We start from the raw sequence: 15,529 nt of genomic DNA, 5'->3' as shown, positions 1-15,529 counted from the left end.
TCGTTAAAGGGATTCTTAGAAATAAGTTCTTTGCTTTCTTAACTGCTTAAGAAAGTATACTTTCCTATCTGCCAAAAATAAAGCTTCTATCTTATTTTATCAAAGATAGAAGCTTTAACATAGCTATTTGCCAAGGGTAAAACTCGCTTGAGTAAGTGGCCAATATTTTACATCAACTTTTCCAACAAGTTGTTCCATCGATATAAACCCAAAAGATCTACTATCTAGACTGGAATCACGATTATCTCCCATAACAAAAAGCTTTCCTTCTGGAACTTCATCCCTTCCCGTTTTTTCTGTTAATGTAAAATCATCTGTATTTGGCGGTGTATCACTAGCCTGTACAATAGATGAATCAAGGAAAGATTCCTCCCTATATTCACCATTCACATAAAACTCATCAGCCTTATATTCGATCTCATCACCAGGCAAACCAACTACCCGCTTTACATAGGCGTCCTGTTTATTTTTCTGAAATACAATCACATCAAAGCGATCAACTTCATGTAATTCGTAAATAAATTTATTGACCATTAATAAATTTCCGTCATTTAAGGTCGGCTCCATCGATTTCCCATCGACTACATAACTTGCAAATAAAAACGATCGGAAAGAGATCGCTAACACGATCGCGAAAGTAGTTACAATTATAATACTGCGGTAATTAATATTTTTCATGCTTACTTTCCTCCAGGGTATTCCTATCTATCAATCAGAATACCCTGGTTTAAAGCATTTTATTCCTTGGCAGATAGGTAGGTAGCTTAAAACTTTCCTACTGCATAAGTACGAGCTATGGCAATTCACCTAAGGGCTTGGGAAATTGCCAAGTTTTCTAATTATAGGGGTTTTCATCAGGTATAGATTTCTTTTGCAATAATTTTTCAAAATATTTACCTATTATCCAAAATAATATAATACACAGACCTACTATAATTGTTCGAAACGGATTTTGAGCAAATTCCATTATACTTGAACCAATATATGCTATCGAAAAAACCATGACAGTCTTCCCTAGCAATACAGCTAAAATAAATTGGTGCACACTGATATTTGAAAGAGCAGCAACAATATTAATAATGGAAGAAGGTGAAAACGGGAAGCATAACAATAAAAAGAGTGGGCCAAATCCATGGTTTTCTACCCAAACCGTTACCTTTTTTACTTGCTTATTTTCACTTATTTTTCTAACCCAACGCTTGTTTCTTAGTTTTCGAAAAATGAGAAATACGATAATTGAACCAATACTCGTAGCACTCCATGAGACAAGAAACCCTTTCAATAATCCATATGCCGCAGCGTTTGCAATAACAAATGCAATCAATGGCAAAAAAGGCAAAAACGATTCAATAAACGTTAGTACAAACCCTGGAATCGGTCCTAAGCTCTCATACTCACCCAGTAATTCCATAATGAATGCTTCTAGTCCCTCTTTTTCAATGATCGTTCTCCAACTAGTTGGATCAGTGATGTTCATTACGTACATTTAGTTAAATCTCCTCATTTAAATATCCAACGACTAAATTATTTTCCTTATATATAACTTAATGTATACCATTCAAAGGTGTCTAGTCATATGAAATATTTAGCCACTTTCTTTTCACTTTAATGTATTCTTGTGTATTTTTTCTTCATTATATCGTATAATGAAATGCAAGGGAACATTAGTTCTTAAAAGGAGGTATTCAACCATGCGCTATCTTACTGATCAAGAATTAAATGTGGGGTCACGATTTCTCTTTCTTTCGATGGCTATTGTTGTTATACAGCAAGATATCGAAAACATCCAGAATGGAAATTTTAAAATTAAAGAACCTTATACTGGGCTATTGAAAAAAATGGGACTTGAAGCAACAAATGAACGTAGACAACTACAAAAAACAATGAAAAACAGTAAAATGAAAGTTGTAAAATTAAACAAGAATGATTCATTTTCTTCATTTATGTTCTATTGTAACGGTCGGGAAGAAAAGCGAAACTATTTTAATCCAGCTATTAGAAAAAAAGTAGAAACAATTATAGAAGAACTTATGGTGAATTCGGTAAAGAGGGATCTGCCACCACTTCAGTCCGATTTCTATTCAAATACTTAAATCGACTATCCAGTAAATAACGATATTGCGCCGTGCGGTTCACTTGATTCTGTATGGAACCTTTAGAAACATCAAGCGTTATTTTCCTTCCATTAGTAAACGTTATTTCGGCACAATTATTTTCCGCTTTATCTACTCGATCAATATGGGAATGAGATAGCCATGAGCACTTGTGGTTCGTTGGTGCGGCTGTAGGAAAAAAATATATTCCACTAGAAGGAGCAACGGAGATTGGTGCTTTGTGTGTAATTCCAGAAATATTACGTGCACCTTCTTTTCTTCCTTGTAGGCTAACTCCAAAAAACTTACAAGCAGCTTCTATAATTTTGCTCGGAGGAGAGTCAACAACATACTCTAGGTCTTCTTCTACTATCAAAGCAGATAATCCATTTCTATCCAGTTTCGGTATAATTGCCATTGTCATAGGGGTAATTTCACATGATGGAGTATTAAAATCTTTAATCATTATTATTTTTTCCTTTCGTTTATAAAGCGAAAAGAAAGTGGCTTACATGTAATATACCAAAATTCTACATAAAAAGCTACAAGAAAACACAATTTTTTGAAAAAAATTCAATGATTGTACTTTTACTTACAATACACCCTCTATTTCGGCATGTTCTGCACCATTTTCTGTAGAAGTTGATCATCACATTTTTTATTCATGATAGATAGTGGCTCGCTCAAGGCGAGCCATGGTGATTCCCTATCTTACTGGCGATAAGTCAAGTTCATCTAATCTCATTGCGGAAAAGGAGATTCAACTAAAACCGCCACTTTGCATGGCAACGTTGAACCATCCGCAGCGCTGAGCGCAGTTTGTACGTCGCTAAACGGGCGCTTGCGCTTTTGTTCTTAATTGGTTACTTTGTCCCGAAGACTTCTTCTGAGAATTTTTCCTGTCGTGTTTTTCGGTAATTCATCTAGAAATTCAATCTGAGTTGGAATTTTATATTTTACCAATTGTTCTTTACAAAAGTCAGCTAAAATCTCTTCTGTTATTGTGGGATCACTCACAACCACAAAACTTCTTACTGCTTCGCCTAATTCTGGATCTGGTACTCCAACTACAGCTACTTCCATTACGTTTGGATGGGAATATAGTACTTCTTCTACCTCCCTGGGATAAACATTATATCCACCGACAAGAATCAAATCTTTTTTTCGATCCACAATATAAAAATATCCCTCATCATCCATCTGAGCCATATCACCTGTATAAAGCCAACCATCTCTCAGTGCAACAGAGGTCTCTTCCGGAAAATTATAGTATCCCTGCATCACATTAGGGCCTTGTACGATTAATTCCCCTACTTCACCTATTTCAACTTCATCACCACGTTCATCAACCACTTTATTTTCAACATGGATGATACTTCTTCCAATAGAGCCAGGTTTTCGAGGGCGATCTAATGGATTGAAGCACGTAACTGGGCTTGCTTCTGATAATCCGTACCCTTCTGATATATTTACATCAAATGCTTGTTCAAAATCTTTTAACAACGAAACAGGCATGGATGCTCCGCCAGAAATACATAAACGGATTCCGGAAAAACTATCTTTATTTTCTTTTGCACTTTGCAATAGATAATTATACATTGTCGGTACACCGGCAAATACGGTTGCATGATGGTCTTTTGTCATTCGAAATACTTCTGAAGGAGAGAATGTCGGCATAATTAAAACAGTTCCTCCATTTATTAACGGTGCATTTAACGACACCGTTAAACAAAAAACATGGAACATAGGTAAAGCTGCAACAACCCGGTCTTCCCTGGTTATTGTTAAATAATCTGCAACGTCTCGTGCATTGGAGTATAAATTATGATGCGATAAAATGGCACCTTTTGGCTTCCCAGTTGTCCCAGAAGTATATAATATAATGGCCGCATCATCTTCGTTTATGTTTGGCCCTACGTAATCAACTGATCCTCCCTGAACCATCACTGTAAACGATTTCATTTTAGAGGAAAGGGTATGATTATCCAGATCAACCTCTGCACCTGATTCACAGGATATGTAATGGTTCACCTTTGGTAGCTGATCATCAATGGCGACAAATTTATCGAGTAATATATCCATTGTAATAACAGCTTTAACATCACCATTATTTAAAATATAACTCATTTCATGCGGTGTATATAATGGATTGATTGGTATAACGACTAGGCCCAATCGAAGTGCCCCGTACAGTCCTGCTATATAATACGGACTGTTCCCAACAATTAAAGCAACATGATCCCCTTTTTGATAACCTAACTTCTCTAATTGTGAAGCAAACTTTTTTACGGAACTTTCTAATTCCATATAGCTCGTCTCTTCGTCTTGAAAAACATAAGCAGTTTTTGACGGATAATTCTTTGCAGTAATTGATAATTGATCGCTTAAATTCATTAAAATCCCCCTTAAATTAGTAAATGAATGATTATTCATTCATTTACTAATTATAGAATAATCACGAATTTAATTCAAGTCTAAATTAAGAAAAGAAAAAAGCTCATCAACAGAATGAGCTTTTCTCAGCAGAAATGTTAGTAAATTAAATTAATGAAATCTTCCTTCGCAATTCTACCAAGATAATGCGGCACATCTACATCTGCTAACGCTTTTTCAATCGCTTTACGCTCATGACGCACACCAGTCAGGCTGTCTTCTATAACTTGTATATTTCCAACACCAAAGAAGTCCCCATAAATTTTACAGTTTTCGATGATCCCTTTTTTTACATCCAGACGAACATCCACTAAACCAGCATCGAATTTATGCGATTCCTGAATATTAAAGGATGGAGACTTACCATAATTCCACTCCCATTGCTGATAGCGTTCTTTGGAAATTTGGTAAATGTTTTTCCAATCTTTTTCTGTTAATTCATGACGTGGAACATCCTTTACATCTTCTACATCAAAAACATGCCGCAAAATAAGTTCCTTGAATTCGTTCATCGTAATTTTCTCTTCCAGAAATTCAGAGATATTTGCTACACGACTACGAATGGATTTGATGCCTTTCGATTTAATTTTTTCCTTATTTACATTTAAAGCTGAAACAACGTGTTCAATTTCAGAATCCAACATTAATGTTCCATGACTGAACATCCGCCCTTTTGTTGAAAACATAGCGTTACCAGAAATTTTACGCCCTTCCGCAGCAAGGTCATTTCTTCCATGTAACTCGGCAGGCACACCAATTTTATTTAAAGCATCTACCATTGGCTGGGTGAATTTTTGGAAGTTTTGAAAGCTTTCTCCGTCATCCTGTGTTATAAAACTGAAATTCAAATTCTGTTCATCATGATACACAGCACCCCCGCCTGATAAGCGACGTACAACTTTTATTCCATGTTCGTCAACATAATCCGTATTAATCTCCTCAACAGAGTTCTGGTTTCTACCAATTATAATAGATGGCTTATTGATATAGAATAATAAATATGTATCTTGTTCACCAAAATTCTCTAAAATATATTCCTCCAATGCAAGATTAATCATTGGATCAGTAATACCTTGATTATCTATAAATTTCATCGTAACAGTCCTCCTTTAAATGTCTCTTCTATCTAGTTTACTGCAAAAAATAGTAGCAATCAAAACATACAACTGGTTTAATTCCAAGTAAATCCCTCTGTTGCTAAATGTACATCTCCTTTAAAATATAGCTTCGCTTCCTGAACTAATTGCTGGTTATCGCCATATTGTGGCAAATGACTTAACAGCAACTCTTTCACATTTGCATTTGCCGCAATCGAAGCGCCTTCTTTACTAGTCATATGACCTGCTTTTGTAGCGTCTTGGTCCGCATAAAAATTGCAGTCTGTGATGAGCAAATCTGCATCTCTAGCAAAATCAATCCATGCTTCTTTATAACTTGTATCAGCTGTATAGACAATTGTGCTGCTGCCATCTGTAATCCGCATACCATAACACGGAACTGGATGATTAGTTTGTAAAAATCTAATATAAAATGGCCCGATTTTCAACCCTTTGGCAGGGTCATAGGAAACTCCTTTTGTATAGTGATGGGTCAAGGAATCAAATCCTTCTTTGTCCTCAGCATGTCCATATATAGGTAAAACTTCCTTATTGCCTTCTACAAAAGATTGGACGAGCTTGGCATACTGTAATACGCCAATGTCCGCGACATGATCATGATGATAATGCGATACCATGACTGCATCAAGAGCAGATACCTGTTTATACTGTTGTAACTTGGATAATGCTCCACTCCCTACATCAATCAGTAAGGAAAAATTATCGTTTTCAATTAAATACGAAGATGTTGCACCATTTGGCGCGGGATAGCCACCCCAGCATCCGATAACTGTTAATTTCATAAAAATCCACTCCTTTTTTAAAATATGTTGTAACACAGTGTTGACTAAATGAATATTGTTATAGTACAATGATGTAAATACAAAGAAGAGGGAGGCTAATTCATGATAAATGTTTTAGAATTTTTCAGAAATTTGCCAAAGAAGCAATGCAAGAACTGCGGGTATGACATCAATGAAAAGGCAGATTGCTATATTAACCTTTGTGACGAATGTGATCACCCAGCGCGATAAATAAAAAATCTATTAAGCTCTAATAATCGTAGACTTCCATCTATACTGTACTACAACACTACCACTTAGATCTACTGACAGCTATTTAAATAGTTGTCAGTTTTTACTGCGTGTTTTTTTCTGTGTAATAACTGAAAAATTATATCATTCTATTTGTTTTTATATTATAATTATTTAGAGTATCGAAATATTTTGGGGAAGGGGCATACAAATGACAACAAAAACAAGAAGATTGAACCGTGAAGAAGTTCCTGATGAGCAAAAATGGAATTTGAATGATTTATTCAAATCTGACGAGGAATGGGAAAAAGAACTGAATGCGATCCAAGAAGCAGTTAGTGAAGTTACACAATATAAAGGAGAATTAGGTTCAAGTGCACAGAACCTATTAAACGGCCTATCCGCTCAGGAGCAACTTCAAATAAGAATTACCAGAGTAGCTACCTATGCCACACTTAAATCAAGCGCGGATGGCACGGATCCTGACAATCAACGTGACACAGCAAAGGTCTCTTCAGCACTTGCATCTATAAGTGCAAAGCTTTCCTTTGTTCAATCTGAATTATTACGCCTTTCTGATGAAGCAATTGATCAATTTTTACAAGAAGAACCAAAACTGAAGACCTTCCAAAAGGCGCTTCATGATATAGCTGAGAAAAAACCATACACACTTTCACCAGAACTAGAAGAAACATTAGCAGCGCTTAGTGAAGTACATGGTGCACCATATATGATTTACGGACGCAGTAAGTCTTCCGATATGGAATTCGATTCAATCACTGGGGAAGATGGTTCTGAGTTACCAATGTCCGCTGCATTATATGAAGATCGCTATGAATTAGCTGCAGATAAAAAAACGCGTCGCAATGCGTATGATTCGTTTATTAAGACTTTAAACCAGTATAAAAACACGTTCGCTGCAACATATGCAACCGAGGTAAAGAAACAAGTTACGATGTCACGCCTGCGTTCCTATGATTCGGTTACTGATATGCTTCTTCAACCACAGCAGGTTACCAAGGAAATGTATAACAACCAATTGGATGTTATACAACAAGAGTTAGCACCCCATATGCGTCGTTATGCAAAACTGAAAAAAGAAAAGCTCGGGCTGGATGAGTTACATTTCAGTGACCTGAAAGCACCATTAGACCCAACGTTTAACCCTGAAACAACTTATGAAGAAGCAACGTCTACCATTATTGAAGCACTTGAAATAATGGGTCCTGAATATAGTGAAATCATGAAAAAAGGGATTCATAAACGATGGGTCGATTTATCTGACAATGTGGGTAAACAAACAGGAGCATTTTGTGCAAGTCCATATGGTGTCCATCCCTATATATTAATAACATGGACAGATACCATGCGCGGAGCTTTTGTACTAGCACATGAATTAGGCCATGCCGGACATTTCTTTCTTGCAGGTGAAAATCAATCAATGGTTAATACACGTCCGTCCACTTATTTCGTAGAGGCACCGTCAACCATTAATGAATTACTGCTCGCAAAACATCTACTTCATAAAACAGATGACAAACGTATGAAGCGCTGGGTCATCACACAATTACTTGGGACGTACTACCACAATTTCGTCACCCATTTATTGGAAGGTGAATTCCAACGTAGGGTGTACACATTAGCCGAAGAAGGAACACCATTAACCGCTAATGTATTATCAGAGCAAAAACGAGAAGCCTTAGAAAACTTCTGGGGCGATACGGTAGCATTTGATGAAGGTGCAGGTCTTACCTGGATGCGTCAACCACATTATTATATGGGATTATATCCGTATACGTATTCTGCAGGCTTAACAGTTTCGACTGCAGTTGCTCAGAAAATCGAAACAGAAGGAAAGCCAGCTGTTGACCGCTGGTTAAATGTCCTCAAATCAGGCGGAAGCGAAAAGCCACTTGAACTTATTAAACAAGCAGGTGTCGACATGTCAAAGCCTGATGCAATTAGAGAAGCTGTCGCATATGTTGGCTCACTTGTTGATGAACTGGAGAAAAGCTACGAATAAAGCTATAGTGAAAATGCTCAGGTTAATACTTGAGCATTTTCTTTTTTTGGCAGATTACAAGGGTTTCTAATAAAGTGATAGGCTTAGATTAGTCAGTTCGAATACGGGAGGAAAAATTGTTAATAACAAACGAATCAACTACGTATTCATACTCTTGAAGCGTTAGTCTAATAGGACATCAAAAAAAGGAAAAAAGGCTTCATACGATAAGTCATCGTATGAAGCCAGTATTCTACATGTTACCTATTTAAAAAGTCCAACACGTCAGCAACAGCTTGTTCACCTTGACCAATACAATCCGGTATGCCAACACCATTATAGGAGCTCCCTGTTAAAAATACACCAGGTACATGTTCACGGGCCTCTTTGCGCACCTTAGCAATATGCTCCAGATGTCCTACCTTATATTGTGCTCTTGCATCCTTCCAGCGTGTTATCACACTGAATTCAGGTTCTGCCGTTATTTTCATTGTCTTCTTTAAATCATTCATAACAATTTCCTTAATAGTCTCATCGGACAAGTCCACAACAGACTGATCATTTGGCCTTCCAACATAGCTACGTAAAAGGACTTTCCCTTCCGGTGTTGTTTGTGGCCATTTTTTATGTGTCCATGTACATGCAGTTATGCGATAATCGCTATTTCTAGACACGAGAAAGCCTGTCCCATCGATGTCTTTTTTAATAGCAGATTGATCAAAAGCAAGAACAACATTTGCTGTTGAGGTAGCTGGTATATCCTTAAATGATTTAAAGAAATCATATTGACTAAACATCTTCGGTAAGGTGAAATGAGGCACAGCCATAATCACTGCATCCGCCTTATACACTTCACCACTACTCAGTAACAAATGATAGCCGTGCTCTTTTTTCTCTACATGATCGACCGCTGTGTTTAATTTCGTTGTTCCTTCATCTAGTTGGTTATGAACTTCATCAATCAATGTCTCTAAACCATTTTCAAATGAGAAAAACACACCCGGATTTTTCCCTTTAGATTTCGTTGGCTTAGGCATTGTTTTCTGTAGTCCTCTTATTAAACTACGGTGTTCTTGTTCCAAGTTATAAAAGTTAGGGAATGTTGCCATTAAGCTCATATCATCAATATCACCAGTATAGATGCCTGACAACAATGGCTCAATTAAATGATCTACCAACTCATTTCCAAAGCGATGACGAAAGAAACCACCAAGTGACTGGTCTGTTGCTGCTTTTCCTTTTGGTAACATAAAGTCTAACCCAGCACGTAATTTCCCCTTAGGAGAAAATATTCCTGAAAATAAAAAGGGACTGACCTGTGTGGGGATTCCCATAAAAGCTCCTTTAGGCATTTTGTGTAATTTGTTTTTCACTAAAATGTAGGATTGGCCTGTGCCATTTCGAACCATTTTATCTTCAATCCCTAATTCCTCAACAAGCTTCATGGCAGGTCTTTTCCTGGATAAAAGTGAATCTGCTCCTTGTTCAATTGTATAACCGTCACGTTTCATGGTTTTAATTTTACCACCTAGACGATCACTTGCTTCAACTAGCTTTACTTCATAAGGAAGCTGATTAGCTTTTATTTCTTTCTGTAAATAGTAAGCCGCAGATAATCCTGTAATACCGCCACCTACAATAACTATTTTTTTAGTGTCTGCCATTACGCTTCACGCTTCACTTTTTTTAGTACAACATCTGCTAATGTGTCGATAAACAATGGATGTGTATTTGGCATCTCAGGACGATAATAATTAGCTCCGAGTTCATCACATACAACTTTACATTCATAATCATTGTCAAATAAAACTTCCAAGTGATCCGAAATAAAGCCAACTGGTGCATAGATAAACGAACGATAGCCTTTTTGTTCATACAGATCACGCGTTAGATCCTGCACATCCGGGCCAAGCCATGGATCAGGTGTATTCCCTTCACTTTGCCAGCCAATTTCATAGTTTTTAATCGCTGTCTTTTCTATAATTAATTTCGCTGTTTCAGCAAGCTGCTCTACATATGGATCCCCATCTTGTAAAATTTTCTCTGGCAAACTATGTGCAGAGACAACTAATACAGCATTTTCCTTCTCTTCATTTGGTATTTCATTATAAACAGCATCAATTTGATCTGCCCAATAGTTAATAAATCCTGGAGCATTGTACCAACTCTCCACAGAAGCAAGCGATGTTACGCCATGTTTTGCTGCTTCATCACTTGCACGTTGGTTGTACGATTTCACACTGAATGTAGAATAATGCGGAGCCAAAACGATTGAAACAGCTTGCTCGATCCCGTCCTTTGCCATTTCTTCAACTGCATCTTCAATGAATGGCTCAATATGCTTCAAGCCGATGTATGCCTTGAATTCATATTCATCCTGCCCAGCATTAAGATTCGCTTCAATTGCTTTTGCTTGTTGTTCTGTAATTCTAGCTAATGGTGAAATACCACCAATAGCTTTATACCGATCTTTTAAATCCTGCAATGCATCCTCAGCTGGCTTTCTTCCGTGGCGAATATGTGTATAATAGCGTTCGATATCTTCTTCTTTATATGGCGTACCGTACGCCATAACCAATAATCCTATCTTTTCCCTACTCATTTCATAGCACCTCTTTATCAAAAATGTTATCTTTTAGAGTACGCATGAACGAATGCAGTAAGCCTCTTTAATGTTTCAGGGTTAACATCTGGTGTCACGCCATGACCCAAATTAAATACATGGTTTCCATCATTCATTCCGTCCTCTAAAATAGCTTCCGTACGTTTTTCAATCGTTTCCCAGTTTGTTAGAAGAAGTGCAGGATCCAAATTACCTTGAAGAACCTTCGTCACTCCTAATTCACGTGCTTCCGTAATGGATGTGCGCCAGTCTAAACCGATAACATCAACTGGTAAGTCGTTCCACTCCAACAGAAGATGGCGTGCACCTACTCCAAAAACAATTAATGGCACTTGATGCACACGTAATGCTGAAAAAATTCGTGTCATAACAGGTTTTATAAAATAACGGTAATCCGCGGCATTAAGTGCGCCAACCCATGAATCGAAAATCTGAATAGCCTTTGCACCTGCATGAATCTGTGCTTCTACATACGTGATCGTCATGTCTGCCAACTTATCCATTAAGGCAAACCATGCCTCTGGTTCACGATACATAAAACTTTTTGTTTTAGCATAATTTTTAGATGGGCCACCTTCAATCATATAACTAGCTAGTGTAAAAGGCGCTCCACTAAACCCTATTAAAGGTACATCTAACTGTTCCTCTGTTAGAAGTTTAATCGTATCCAGTACATAGGGTACATCTGATTTAGGGTTAATGGTCCCTAGTTTTTCAATATCATGATAGCTTGAAATCGGATTATGAATAACTGGGCCAATACCCGATTTAATCTCCACATCCACTCCTAATGCAGGCAATGGTGACATAATATCTTTATAAAGAATTGCTCCATCTACACCATAATGTTCAACAGGTAGGCGTGTAACATAAGCACATAACTCAGGTTGATGTGTGATTTCAAATAGGGAATACTTTTGCTTTAGTTTGCGATACTCCTCTTGCGACCTTCCAGCCTGACGCATATACCAAGCAGGTGTATGTTGTGTTTTCTCACCGTTGTATGCTCTAATAAGCGTATCATTTATTTCTTTTACCATATATACCACCCTTTTTCCTGCTATTGTCCATCATTTACTATATCGATTTATCTAATACCTGTACAGTGAATTCAGCCTTTTGTCATGAATTCGACTAAATTACCAGGTCAAACTCACGGACTCCGATCTATCCCCTTCTAATTTCGTTAGCGGATCGTAAGGAACAACATAATAGTCATTTGATTGAAAGACTTCGGTCACATTTAAGTTAAACTCTGTTTCTCCTTTAACCTCTCCTGCCCGTTCGTCAATTCCTTCTTGCTCACGATAAATACGATAGATAACACGATCATCAGGAGATCCTTGCCAAGTCAGTTTTCCCAATGACGAAACGCCAAATGAATAATCCGCTTGCACCTCAGCTATTTGCGGAAGTTCAATCGGCTCCGGAAGTGCATCCACATCATCAGGCTTTGTAAAATTCTCTGCCAGTAATTCTTGACTATCCATTTCTGTTAAAATGGACTTTGTCAACCGGGTCGGATATTCACTACCTGCAGTCAAATAATTATCTTCATCCAGCTTGTCATAGCCCATCCATAAAGCGGTCGTATATTCTGGTGTATAACCTACAAACCAAGCATCATTCGTTTCTCCTTCCACGAGTGCATGCTGTGTTGATCCCGTTTTCCCTGCTAATGCTTTCGAAAACTCACCAGGAGCCGCAGTTCCACTTTCAACCGTGTCTGTTAAAATCTCCGTCATATCCCACGCTACTTGCGGACTAAAGACCTCTCGTGAATTTGAATTGGATTGAAAAATCATTTCATCATCCTTGTCATAAATACGTTCAATAGTCGATGATTCAATCACATCACCGTTACGCGCAAACGCACCATAACTTTCCATTAAATCAACTGGTGCAAGACCATCTGTTAGTCCACCTAACGCAATAGGTAATCCATCATCTTCAATGGCCACCCCTAATTGTTCCAGGTAATCCTTGGAGTAGTCCACCCCTATTTGATCAAGCAACCATACTGCAGAAGTATTCTTTGACTTTTTTAAAGCATCATAAATGGTTACACTCCCGTCAAATTGATTATCGACGTTAGCCACTGTATATCCATCGTAATCATATTGATAGTCTGGTATAAGTGAATAGGGGGTATACCTTTCTAATTGCATCATTGCTGGCGCATATACTGCAATAGGTTTCATGATGGATCCTGGCTGCCTCTCTACCGTGACACGATTCAAATCACCAATCTGATAATCTCTACCACCAATAGCCGAAACAATCTTCCCCGTTTCCTGCTCCATCATGACAAAAGCACCTTCTGCACCTTCCGTATTGCCTGGGAAATAATCATCATGTTGAAATTGATCATAGGCAATCCGTTGTACCTTTTCATCCATATTGATAACAATTCGGTACCCACCACGCTTTAATTCATTAACAGACAGGTCATGGTCATCAGCAGCTTCTTTCATCACAAGGTCAATATAGCTATCCACCCATGCATTCGCCTGTCTTTCTTGAACGTCTAAGCCCAATCCTTTTTCTTGTTCCTGTATCCGTGTTTCCGTCGAAATCACTCCAGTATCTTCCATGGCATTCAGCACTACATTCCTTCTATCCAATGCTCGTTCGGGATGATTAATAGGTGAGTATCCATTCGGGCCTTTTGCAAGTCCAGCCAAAAGCGCTCCCTCAGCAATGGTTAAATCATCAACGGATTTTGAAAAGAAATAATTGGAAGCTCTCTCTATTCCATAAACACCGTCACCAAAATAAATTTCATTAAGATACAGTTCAAATATTTCGTTCTTCGATAACTTTCGTTCCAAATGAACCGCCGCCATTACTTCTTTTGCTTTACGCGTCCAGGTTTTGTCATTAGATAAGAACAGATTTTTTGACAATTGCTGTGTGATCGTACTACCACCTTCTACCTTGCTCATCGCAAAAATATTGCGTATCACTGCACGAAATACGGATTTAAAATCCACTCCTGAATGTTCATAAAACCGTCTATCTTCAATAGAGATGAATGCATCTTGGACATGTTTGGGAATTTCATCAATACCCCTAACCGATCGATCTTCATCGTATAACTTGCTGACAGCCTCCCCATCAGCTGTTTCTACCGTTGTCGTTTCGTCCAAAACTAGATCTTCAGCATCAACAATTAGGTTGCCACCAACTAGGATGGCAGCATATCCCGAAAATCCTACTCCTACAATAACAATCAGTATAAATAAAAAGATTTTTAATTTACTTATAAAGGATCGCTTCTTATTATGCTTATCTTTATGTTTATCAGATCTTTTTTTTATTGTATCCATCTGTTCACCTCTACACATTCACTCTCCTATTATACGACAATTTGTGACAGTTCGAAAGTAATTTTACTTCTAATTCGTAAACGATTCGGCTAAACTAAGTTGATTAACAGGACATAGAATAGGGTATTATGAGATTATAGAGATCAAGAAAGGGGAATGATACATGAAAGCATTTATGACGATTGGCACAATAGAATTTTTACAGAAACTAGAAGATAAACATCAAGAAATCAATTTACATTTAATGAATAGTAGTTCAGGAACGCTGGCTTATTATGAAGGGATATCCAAGCAAATATTTTCTGCCGGAAGTGAGTATGAAGTGCTTCTTCAAACTGGAGAAATTAAAGAAGATGGCTATGTCGTAATGAATAATATACCAGTTATAGAAGATGGAAAAGCAATTTTAGAAGAGCGCTTTAAAAATCGGGGAAATATGGCAGATAAGGAGCCTGGTTTTCAAGCATTCCGCTTTTTGAAACCAGTTCAAGGAGATACGTATATTGTCTTCACACAATGGCGGTCTGTAGAGGACTTTGAGAACTGGAAAGACTCTGATTCATTTAAAAATGCCCACCAGGGAAAGGCTGCTGCTAAACCAACCACTTTCATGTCGGCTAAACCATTTATAACAACCTATCAGATGTACGAACCAAATGAAGATGAATAAGAACAAAAACGCAAGCGCCCGTTTAGCAACACACAAACTGCGCTCAGCGCTGCGGGTGGTTCAACGTTGTCACGCAAAGTGGCGGTTTTAGTTGAACTTCCACTTCCACAATGAGATTAGATGAACTTGACTTATCTCCAATAATGGAGAAAGTCAAAGTGAATCTTATGCTTGGAGCGAAAAGGAAACATGCCCCTTCATAGGGGGATGCCGACGCCTGAGCGCAAGCACCGTTTTAGTCGGCCTTC

General features: G+C 37.8%; 14 protein-coding genes. 4 read left to right on the top strand and 10 right to left on the bottom strand.

The genetic code is table 11. The features are described from left to right. Positions 1 to 123: 123 nt before the first annotated feature. A complete protein-coding gene (gene lepB, locus OLD84_RS07170) occupies positions 124 to 678 on the bottom strand; it encodes a signal peptidase I (RefSeq protein WP_209462224.1) in 555 nt (184 codons plus the stop codon). Between the two features lie 157 nt (positions 679 to 835). After that, the gene (locus OLD84_RS07165) at positions 836 to 1,486 is read right to left on the bottom strand and encodes a TVP38/TMEM64 family protein (protein ID WP_209462223.1); all 651 of its coding nucleotides are present in this window, start codon (positions 1,484 to 1,486) and stop codon (positions 836 to 838) included. Between the two features lie 205 nt (positions 1,487 to 1,691). Here OLD84_RS07165 and OLD84_RS07160 point away from each other — a divergent pair, with 205 nt between their 5' ends. Further along, the gene (locus OLD84_RS07160; protein ID WP_209462222.1) at positions 1,692 to 2,093 is read left to right on the top strand and encodes a YhjD family protein; all 402 of its coding nucleotides are present in this window, start codon (positions 1,692 to 1,694) and stop codon (positions 2,091 to 2,093) included. Here OLD84_RS07160 and OLD84_RS07155 read toward each other — a convergent pair. The 4 genes from OLD84_RS07155 to OLD84_RS07140 all read right to left on the bottom strand — a co-directional run bounded on the left by OLD84_RS07155 (position 2,029) and on the right by OLD84_RS07140 (position 6,426). After that, positions 2,029 to 2,559: a competence protein ComK gene (locus tag OLD84_RS07155; protein ID WP_209462221.1), complete on the bottom strand. Its 531-nt coding sequence runs from the start codon at positions 2,557 to 2,559 to the stop codon at positions 2,029 to 2,031. The two genes, OLD84_RS07160 and OLD84_RS07155, sit on opposite strands and share 65 nt — an antisense overlap. A gap of 389 nt (positions 2,560 to 2,948) precedes the next feature. Beyond that, entirely contained in the window at positions 2,949 to 4,487 is a 1,539-nt protein-coding gene (locus tag OLD84_RS07150; RefSeq protein WP_209462220.1) for a fatty acid--CoA ligase family protein, read from the bottom strand. A 137-nt stretch (positions 4,488 to 4,624) separates the two neighbouring features. Further along, complete coding sequence (locus tag OLD84_RS07145; protein WP_209462219.1) at positions 4,625 to 5,620, bottom strand: lipoate--protein ligase; 996 nt, start codon at positions 5,618 to 5,620, stop codon at positions 4,625 to 4,627. Positions 5,621 to 5,697: 77 nt separating this feature from the next. Further along, the gene (locus OLD84_RS07140) at positions 5,698 to 6,426 is read right to left on the bottom strand and encodes an MBL fold metallo-hydrolase (RefSeq protein ID WP_209462218.1); all 729 of its coding nucleotides are present in this window, start codon (positions 6,424 to 6,426) and stop codon (positions 5,698 to 5,700) included. 102 nt (positions 6,427 to 6,528) lie between these two features. Between OLD84_RS07140 and yhfH the strand changes: the two genes are divergently transcribed. Further along, positions 6,529 to 6,657 (top strand): protein YhfH, encoded by a 129-nt coding sequence (yhfH, locus tag OLD84_RS07135; protein WP_209462217.1) that lies wholly within the window; start codon positions 6,529 to 6,531, stop codon positions 6,655 to 6,657. Between the two features lie 211 nt (positions 6,658 to 6,868). Then, entirely contained in the window at positions 6,869 to 8,680 is a 1,812-nt protein-coding gene (gene pepF, locus OLD84_RS07130; RefSeq protein ID WP_209462216.1) for an oligoendopeptidase F, read from the top strand. 239 nt (positions 8,681 to 8,919) lie between these two features. On the opposite strand, the gene hemY is transcribed toward pepF, so the two are convergent. The 4 genes from hemY to OLD84_RS07110 all read right to left on the bottom strand — a co-directional run bounded on the left by hemY (position 8,920) and on the right by OLD84_RS07110 (position 14,611). Further along, on the bottom strand, positions 8,920 to 10,323 hold the full coding sequence (gene hemY / locus OLD84_RS07125) for a protoporphyrinogen oxidase (protein ID WP_209462215.1): 1,404 nt from the start codon (positions 10,321 to 10,323) through the stop codon (positions 8,920 to 8,922). Beyond that, positions 10,323 to 11,261: a ferrochelatase gene (hemH, locus tag OLD84_RS07120; protein ID WP_209462214.1), complete on the bottom strand. Its 939-nt coding sequence runs from the start codon at positions 11,259 to 11,261 to the stop codon at positions 10,323 to 10,325. Before hemH ends, hemY begins: the two co-directional genes overlap by 1 nt. A 26-nt stretch (positions 11,262 to 11,287) precedes the next feature. After that, the gene (hemE, locus tag OLD84_RS07115; protein ID WP_209462213.1) at positions 11,288 to 12,322 is read right to left on the bottom strand and encodes a uroporphyrinogen decarboxylase; all 1,035 of its coding nucleotides are present in this window, start codon (positions 12,320 to 12,322) and stop codon (positions 11,288 to 11,290) included. 99 nt (positions 12,323 to 12,421) lie between these two features. Continuing rightward, a complete protein-coding gene (locus OLD84_RS07110; protein ID WP_209462212.1) occupies positions 12,422 to 14,611 on the bottom strand; it encodes a transglycosylase domain-containing protein in 2,190 nt (729 codons plus the stop codon). 163 nt (positions 14,612 to 14,774) lie between these two features. Between OLD84_RS07110 and OLD84_RS07105 the strand changes: the two genes are divergently transcribed. Then, positions 14,775 to 15,281, top strand: a complete 507-nt coding sequence (locus OLD84_RS07105; protein ID WP_209462211.1) for an antibiotic biosynthesis monooxygenase family protein — start codon at positions 14,775 to 14,777, stop codon at positions 15,279 to 15,281. The last annotated feature ends 248 nt before the right edge of the window (positions 15,282 to 15,529 follow it).

The sequence above is a fragment of the Virgibacillus natechei genome (assembly GCF_026013645.1).
GTDB classification, from domain to species: Bacteria; Bacillota; Bacilli; order Bacillales; family Amphibacillaceae; genus Virgibacillus_L; species Virgibacillus_L natechei.
The sequence above is the reverse complement of the archived record's forward strand: the minus strand, read 5'-3'. Positions and strand labels throughout refer to the sequence as shown.